Here is an 8,202-nt window from a genome sequence, read left to right as displayed (position 1 = left end):
CGTAGACTGTCGTCGTGTTGTTCGTCAACGCGGCCGGCGCCCCCCGCGCTCGCCGGCGGCCAGGCCCCTCTTCCCCGCCCGGCCGCTCTTCGGACCCGGGCTCGCGCGGCCAGGGCCTCGACGGCGTGCGCGTCCTGATCATCGGCGACGTGCTGCACAGCCGGGTCGCCCGGTCGAACGCGTGGCTGCTCCGCACCCTCGGGGCGAGCGTGACCTTCGCCGCGCCGCCGACGCTGCTGCCCGCCACCCCGACCCCGTTCGGCGCCGCCGTGCACCACGACCTCGACACCGCCCTGGCCGAGGACCCGGACGTCGTCATGACGCTCCGCATCCAGCAGGAACGCATGAACGACGCCTTCTTCCCGAACCCGCGCGAGTACACGCGGCACTGGGGCCTGACGGCGGCCCGCTTCGGGCGACTGTCCGAGCGCACGCTGATCATGCACCCCGGTCCGATGAACCGCGGGCTCGAGATCGCCGGCGTCGCCGCCGACGACCCCCGTTCGACCGTCGTCGAGCAGGTCGAGAACGGCGTCTCGGTCCGGATGGCCGTCCTCTACCTCGCCCTGACGGGCAGTGCCGGCACCGGCACCGACGCGAAGGAGTCCGCCGCATGACCGCTCACCTGATCCGCGGCGCGCAGCTGGTCGACGGCTCGCGCGCCGACATCCGAACGGAGGGTGGGCGCGTCACCGCGGTCGGGTCCGGTCTCGACACCGCCGGCGCCACCACCGTGGACGCGGACGGCCTCATCGCCCTGCCCGGCCTCGTGGACCTCCACACGCACCTGCGTGAGCCCGGTCACGAGGAGTCCGAGACCGTCCTCACCGGCTCGCGTGCCGCGGCTGCCGGCGGGTTCACCGCCGTGAACGCCATGGCGAACTCGAGTCCCGTCGCCGACACCGCCGGGGTCGTCGAGCAGGTCCAGGCGCTCGGTGACGACGCCGGCTACGTCACGGTCCGCCCGATCGGTGCCGTGTCGCAGGGGCTGCAGGGCACCCACCTGTCCGAGATCGGTGCGATGGCGACGTCGCGGGCGAAGGTCCGGGTGTTCTCGGACGACGGCTCGTGCGTCGCCGACCCGCTGCTCATGCGCCGCGCACTCGAGTACATCAAGGGCTTCGGCGGGGTGCTCGCGCAGCACGCCCAGGAGCCCCGGTTGACCATCGGCGCGCAGATGAACGAGGGCCGGCTGTCCTCGGAGCTCGGCCTCGCCGGCTGGCCCGCCGTCGCGGAAGAGGCGATCATCGCCCGCGACGTCCTGCTCGCCGACCACGTCGGGGCACGCCTGCACGTCTGCCACGTCTCGACGGCCGGCAGCGTCGAGGTGATCCGGTGGGCGAAGTCCCGTGGCATCGACGTCACGGCCGAGGTCACCCCGCACCACCTCGTGCTCACCGAGGACCTCATCGCCGGAAACGACGGTGCGCCCGGCTACGACGCCCGCTACAAGGTGAACCCGCCGCTCCGGGCCCGCGAGGACGTCGAGGCACTCCGTGCGGCCCTGGCCGACGGCACCATCGACATCGTCGCGACCGACCACGCACCGCACACCGCCGAGGCGAAGTGCTGCGAGTGGCCCGCCGCCGCGAACGGCATGGTCGGCCTCGAATCCGCGCTGAGCGTCGTGCAGGCGGCCGTGGTCGACGACGGCCGGCTCGACTGGGCCGACGTCGCCCGGGTGCTGTCCGAGGCGCCGGCGCGGATCGGTCAGGTCGAGGGGCACGGGCAGCGCATCGCCGAGGGAGCACCCGCCGAGATCACGCTCTACGACCCGTCGGCCAGCCGTGCGTTCGCGGTCACCGACCTCGCCGGGCAGTCGCAGAACTCGCCGTACCTCGGCATGACCCTGCCGGGCCGGGTCGTCGCGACCTTCCACCAGGGGTACGCGACGGTGCTCGACGGCCGGGTCGTCGACGCGGACACGATCGCGGCGCACGCCGCGGCGATCCGGACGGGGGCGCACGCATGAGCGGCGACGCCCAGCGGTGGCTCCTCGGCGCGGTGATCCTGCTCGCGGTCGCCGCCCTGTTCGTCGCGATGGCGCGCACCTGGCGGACGCGGACCAGGAAGCAGGCGGAAGCCGTGCCTCCGGTCCGGGTGCCGGCCGACCTGGCACCGGCGGTCGGGTCGTGGGACGGGTTCACCGTCGCGACGACCCGCGCTGACCAGCCGTTGGAACGCATCACCGCAGGCGGCCTCGGGTTCCGCGGCCGTGGCGGGGTGACGGTCCACGCGACCGGCGTGGTGATGCGCCTCGCCGGTACCGACGACCGCTGGATCGCGCGTGACGCGGTCCGCGGCGCCGACCGCTCCACGTGGGCGATCGACCGAGTGGTCGAACCCGGGGGACTGGTCCGTCTGCGATGGACGGCGACCGGCGCCGCAGGTGCGACGGACCTGGACACCTACTTCCGGTTCCCGGAGGGCGACGCAGCCGCGCTGCACGCCCTGCAGGGACTGACCGAGACCGGGCCGCAGGCAACTGCGGCCGATGCTCCGCGAACCGCGGGCGAAGGGAAGAAAGCATGACACGCGAACGGGCCGTCCTGGTCCTCGAAGACGGCACCCGGTACGACGGCTGGGCCTACGGCGCCCGTGGGCGCACGCTCGGCGAGGTGGTCTTCGCGACCGGCATGACCGGCTACCAGGAGACGCTGACCGACCCCTCCTACGCCGGACAGATCGTGGTGCAGACCGCGCCGCACATCGGCAACACCGGGGTGAACGACGAGGACCCCGAGTCCCGTCGCATCTGGGTCGCCGGGTACGTGGTGCGCGACCCCAGCCGCGTGGTGTCGAACCACCGCGCGAACGCCACGCTCGACGACCACCTGGTGCGCGACGGCATCGTCGGCATCTCCGGCATCGACACCCGCGCACTCACCCGTCGCATCCGTGACGCCGGCGCCATGAAGGGCGGCGTCTTCAGCGGTGCGGACGCGGCGCTGCCGGCGCCCGAGCAGGAGCAGCTCGTGCGTGACCAGGCCGGCATGACCGGGGCGAGCTTCTCGTCGGTCGTGTCCACCCCGGAGACCTACGTCGTCCCGGCCGTCGGCGAGCAGATCGGCACCCTGGCCGTGCTCGACCTCGGCGTGAAGGCCTCGACCACCCGGTACCTCGCCGCTCGCGGCTTCGAGGTGCACGTGGTCCCGCAGGACATCTCCGCGCCGGAGCTGGAAGCCCTCGCACCGGACGCGCTCTTCTACTCGAACGGCCCCGGCGACCCCGCCGCGTCGGACGCGCAGGTGGAACTGCTGCAGGACAGCCTGCGCACCGGCCGGCCGTTCTTCGGCATCTGCTTCGGCAACCAGTTGCTCGGTCGCGCCCTCGGCTTCGGCACCTACAAGCTGCCCTTCGGTCACCGCGGGATCAACCAGCCGGTGCTCGACACGACCACGGGCAAGGTCGAGATCACGAGCCAGAACCACGGCTTCGCGGTCGACGCGCCCCTCGGCGAGGTGCTCGAGTCGCCGGCCGGGTTCGGTCGGGTCGAGGTCTCGCACTACTCGCTGAACGACAACGTGGTCGAGGGCCTCCGCGCGCTCGACGTGCCGGCGTTCAGCGTGCAGTACCACCCCGAGGCCGCCGCCGGACCGCACGACAGCATGTACCTCTTCGACCGGTTCGCGGACATGGTGCGTGAGCGTCGCGACGGGGAGCCGCTCGACGCGGCCACCGCCGATGCCACGACCCCCGCAGCAGACATCACCAAGGAAGCGAACTGATGCCCAAGCGCGCAGACATCAACTCCGTCCTCGTCATCGGGTCCGGCCCGATCGTCATCGGTCAGGCCGCCGAGTTCGACTACTCCGGCACCCAGGCGTGCCGCGTCCTCCGGGCCGAGGGCGTCCGGGTCATCCTGGTCAACCCGAACCCGGCGACGATCATGACCGACCCCGACTTCGCCGACGCGACCTACATCGAGCCGATCACGAACGCGTCGCTCGAGGAGATCATCCGCATCGAGAAGCCGGACGCCGTCCTGCCGACCCTCGGCGGTCAGACGGCCCTGAACGCGGCCATCGCGCTCGACGAGGCCGGCATCCTGACCAAGTACGGCGTCGAGCTCATCGGTGCCAAGGTCGAGGCGATCCAGCGCGGCGAGGACCGCCAGCTCTTCAAGGAGCTCGTGCTCGAGTCCGGTGCCGACGTCGCCCGCAGCCACATCGCGCACACCCTGGAGGAGGCGAAGGAGTTCGCGAAGGACCTCGGGTACCCGCTGGTCGTCCGCCCGTCCTTCACCATGGGCGGCCTCGGCTCGGGCTTCGCCTACGACGAGGCCGAACTCGTCCGCTTCGTCGGCGACGGGCTGCAGTCCAGCCCGACGACCGAGGTCCTGCTCGAGGAGTCCATCCTCGGCTGGAAGGAGTACGAGCTCGAGCTGATGCGCGACAACTACGACAACACCGTCGTCATCTGCTCCATCGAGAACGTCGACCCGGTCGGCGTCCACACCGGTGACTCGATCACGGTCGCGCCCGCGCTGACCCTGACCGACCGCGAGTACCAGAACATGCGGAACATCGGCATCGACATCATCCGTCGCGTCGGCGTCGACACCGGTGGCTGCAACATCCAGTTCGCCGTCGACCCGTCCAACGGCCGCGTCATCGTCATCGAGATGAACCCCCGCGTGTCCCGCTCGTCGGCCCTCGCCTCGAAGGCCACGGGCTTCCCGATCGCCAAGATCGCCGCGAAGCTCGCCATCGGCTACCGGCTCGACGAGATCGAGAACGACATCACGAAGGTCACCCCGGCGAGCTTCGAGCCGACGCTCGACTACGTGGTCGTGAAGACCCCGCGGTTCGCGTTCGAGAAGTTCCCGGCCGCCGACGCCACGCTCACCACGACGATGAAGAGCGTCGGCGAGGCGATGGCCATCGGCCGGAACTACGCCACGGCACTGCAGAAGTCGCTGCGCTCGCTGGAGAAGCGCGGATCGAGCTTCCACTGGGACACCCCGGCGGCCGAGCTCGACAAGGACGCCCTGCTGGCGAAGTCGTCGATCCCGACCGACGGCCGCATCGTCACGGTCCAGCAGGCCCTCGTCGCGGGTGCCACCGCGGACGAGGTCTTCGAGGCCACCAAGATCGACCCCTGGTTCATCGACCAGATCGTGCTCATCAACGAGGTCGCGGACGAGGTCCGGGCCGCCGGGACGCTCGACGCGGACACGATGCGCTGGGCGAAGGAGCACGGCTTCAGCGACTCCCAGATCGCGAGCCTGCGCGGCTCCACCGAGGCCGAGGTCCGGGCGACCCGCCACGAGCAGGGCATCCGGCCCGTCTTCAAGACGGTCGACACCTGCGCGGGTGAGTTCCCCGCCCTGACGCCGTACCACTACTCGTCGTACGACACCGAGACCGAGATCACGCCGAGCGACCGCAAGAAGGTCGTCATCCTCGGTTCCGGCCCGAACCGCATCGGACAGGGCGTCGAATTCGACTACTCCTGCGTGCACGCGTCGTTCGCGCTGAGCGCGGCCGGGTTCGAGACGATCATGATCAACTGCAACCCCGAGACCGTGTCGACCGACTACGACACCTCGGACCGCCTGTACTTCGAACCGCTGACCGCCGAGGACGTCCTCGAGGTCATCGAGGCCGAGGCCGCGTCCGGCGAGCTCGTCGGCGTCGTCGTGCAGCTCGGCGGCCAGACCGCCCTGGGCCTGGCGAAGCCGCTCGAGGCTGCGGGCATCCCGATCCTCGGCACCAGCCCGACCGCGATCGACTCGGCCGAGGAGCGCGGGCAGTTCTCCGCCATCCTCGACGCCGCCGGTCTGCTCGCACCACGGAACGGCACGGCCGACGACCTGACGAGCGCGACCACGGTGGCCGAGGAGATCGGGTACCCCGTCCTCGTCCGCCCGTCGTTCGTGCTCGGCGGCCGCGGCATGGAGATCCTCTACGACTCCCCGTCGCTCGCGGACTACTTCGACCGGATGGCCGACCAGGCCATCATCGGCCCGGAGCTCCCGCTCCTGGTCGACCGGTTCCTCGACGACGCCGTGGAGATCGACGTCGACGCGCTCTTCGACGGCGAGCGGCTCTACATCGGCGGCATCATGGAGCACCTCGAGGAGGCCGGCATCCACTCCGGCGACTCGGCCTGCACCCTGCCCCCGGTCGGCCTCGGCCGCGCGGAGATCCAGGGCGTCGTCGACGCGACCGAGAAGATCGCCCGCGGCATCGGCGTGCAGGGCCTGCTCAACGTCCAGTTCGCCATCGGCGCCGGCGTGCTCTACGTCCTCGAGGCGAATCCGCGCGCCAGCCGCACGGTGCCCTTCGTCTCGAAGGCGCTCGGCATCCCGCTTGCCAAGGCCGCGTCCCGCATCATGACCGGCACCACGGTCGCCGAGCTCGTCGCCGAGGGCATGCTGCCCGAGCGTGACGGCGCGTTCGTCCCCGCGCAGTCCCCGGTCGCCGTCAAGGAAGCCGTGCTGCCCTTCCGACGCTTCCGCACCCGCGAGGGCCAGGTCGTCGACTCGGTGCTCAGCCCCGAGATGCGTTCCACCGGCGAGGTCATGGGCATCGACCGCGACTTCCCGCGGGCGTTCCTCAAGTCGCAGGACGCCGCGTACGGCGGCCTGCCGACCAGCGGCACGGTCTTCGTGAGCGTCGCCGACACCGACAAGCGCGCGATCGTGCTGCCGGTGCACCGTCTGCAGCAGCTCGGCTTCACGATCATCGCGACCGAGGGCACGGCGGAGATCCTCCGCCGCAACGGCATCGAGGTCGGGATCGTCGGCAAGTACAGCCAGGGCGGCGAGAGCGTCGTCGACCTGCTCGCGACGGGCGAGGTCGACATCGTCATCAACACGCCGTCGGGTGCCGCCGGTCGTGCCGACGGGTACGAGATCCGCGCGGCCACGGTGGCGGCGGACAAGCCGCTGTTCACGACGATCGCGCAGATCGGTGCGGCCGTCGCGGCGATCGAGACGATCGGCTCGCCGCTCAACGTCCGCAGCCTGCAGGACTACGCGCTCGAGCGCGCGACCTGGTGACGGCTGCCAGCGTGGGTGCGACCCGGTCGGGAGGCCCGGCCTCCTTCGGCGTCCGCCTCGCGGCCGCCATGGGGGAACGTTCACCGCTCTGCGTCGGGATCGACCCCCACGCCGCCACCCTGGCGGCGTGGGGGCTCGCCCGCGACGAGCAGGGCCTGACAGCGTTCGGCGCGACCCTGGTCGACGCGGCCGCCGGCCGCGCGGCGATCGTGAAGCCGCAGGTCGCCTTCTTCGAGGCGGCGGGGGTGGCGGGCTACCGTGCGCTCGACGCGACGATCCGCCGGGCACGCGATGCGGGCCTCCTGGTCGTCGCCGACGTGAAGCGGGGCGACATCGGGACCACCGGTGACGACTACGCGCTGGCGTGGCTGGAGCGCGACGGACCGTTCGCGGCCGACGCGATGACGGTGTCGCCGTACCTCGGGTACGGCTCGCTCCGGGGCACGATCGACGTCGCGCGCCGGAACGGTGCCGGGGTCTTCGTGCTCGCGGCGACGAGCAACCCCGAGGCCCGGGTGCTGCAGACCGCGGTGCTCGCCGAGGGACCGCGTACCGGCCGGACGGTCGCGGCCGGTATCGTCTTGGACGTGGCAGACGACAACCGGTCCGTGGGTGATCAGGCCCTCGGCGACGTCGGGCTCGTGCTCGGCGCGACCCTTCACCTCGACGACTTCGGCATCGACGCGGACGCGATCGGCACCGCGCCGGTCCTCGCACCGGGCTTCGGTGCCCAGGGCGCCCGCATCGAGGACCTCCGTGCGCTGTACGGTGCGCGTGCCGAGCAGGTGCTCGTGAGCGAGTCGCGCGGCCTGCTGACCGACGGTCCGGACGGCGTCGCGGCGCTCGTCGCCGACCGCGCCGACCGCATCCGCACCGCACTGGCGGCGGCAGCGTGACCGACGACCACGAGGGCCTGCCCGCCCACCGCACCCCGCCAGAGGTCGACCGCGTCGCCGCGGCGAAGGCCGCCGTCGCCGCGCGACGCGCCCGGGCCGCGGTGAAGGCCGCGATCGCGTCGGGGGAGCGCTCCGCGCTCGACGTCGCCCGTGCCGCGTGGGACGACTCGCTGGTCGAGACGACGTCGGCGGAACGTTCGCTGCGGGTCCGTGACCTGCTGGTGAGCCTGCCGGGCATCGGCCCCGCGCGAGCGGAGGCGATCATGGGTTCCCTGCGGATCGCACCGTCGAAGCGTCTCG

At 71.9% G+C, this 8,202-nt stretch carries 5 protein-coding genes and 2 pseudogenes; all 7 read left to right on the top strand.

Annotation, left to right across the window (positions count from 1 at the left end):
• Positions 1-101: 101 nt before the first annotated feature.
• Positions 102-617, top strand: a pseudogene (locus H7A73_RS17630) (aspartate carbamoyltransferase); the annotation flags it as partial.
• On the top strand, positions 614-1,972 hold the full coding sequence (locus H7A73_RS17625) for a dihydroorotase (RefSeq protein ID WP_182067191.1): 1,359 nt from the start codon (positions 614-616) through the stop codon (positions 1,970-1,972). The pseudogene H7A73_RS17630 and the gene H7A73_RS17625, both read left to right, overlap by 4 nt.
• Positions 1,969-2,532, top strand: a complete 564-nt coding sequence (locus H7A73_RS17620; RefSeq protein ID WP_051596738.1) for a hypothetical protein — start codon at positions 1,969-1,971, stop codon at positions 2,530-2,532. The genes H7A73_RS17625 and H7A73_RS17620 overlap by 4 nt, the downstream gene beginning before the upstream one ends.
• Entirely contained in the window at positions 2,529-3,728 is a 1,200-nt protein-coding gene (carA, locus tag H7A73_RS17615) for a glutamine-hydrolyzing carbamoyl-phosphate synthase small subunit (protein WP_182067190.1), read from the top strand. The genes H7A73_RS17620 and carA overlap by 4 nt, the downstream gene beginning before the upstream one ends.
• Entirely contained in the window at positions 3,728-7,006 is a 3,279-nt protein-coding gene (carB, locus tag H7A73_RS17610) for a carbamoyl-phosphate synthase large subunit (protein ID WP_182067189.1), read from the top strand. The genes carA and carB overlap by 1 nt, the downstream gene beginning before the upstream one ends.
• 11 nt (positions 7,007-7,017) lie before the next feature.
• The gene (pyrF, locus tag H7A73_RS17605) at positions 7,018-7,902 is read left to right on the top strand and encodes an orotidine-5'-phosphate decarboxylase (RefSeq protein ID WP_259362996.1); all 885 of its coding nucleotides are present in this window, start codon (positions 7,018-7,020) and stop codon (positions 7,900-7,902) included.
• Positions 7,899-8,202 (top strand): annotated as a pseudogene (locus tag H7A73_RS17600) (guanylate kinase); the annotation flags it as partial. The gene pyrF and the pseudogene H7A73_RS17600, both read left to right, overlap by 4 nt.

Origin of the sequence: Curtobacterium sp. ME12 (genome assembly GCF_903970855.1) — a bacterium.
In the GTDB taxonomy this organism is placed as follows: Bacteria; Actinomycetota; Actinomycetes; order Actinomycetales; family Microbacteriaceae; genus Curtobacterium; species Curtobacterium poinsettiae_A.
This window is presented reverse-complemented; position numbering and strand designations above follow the sequence as displayed.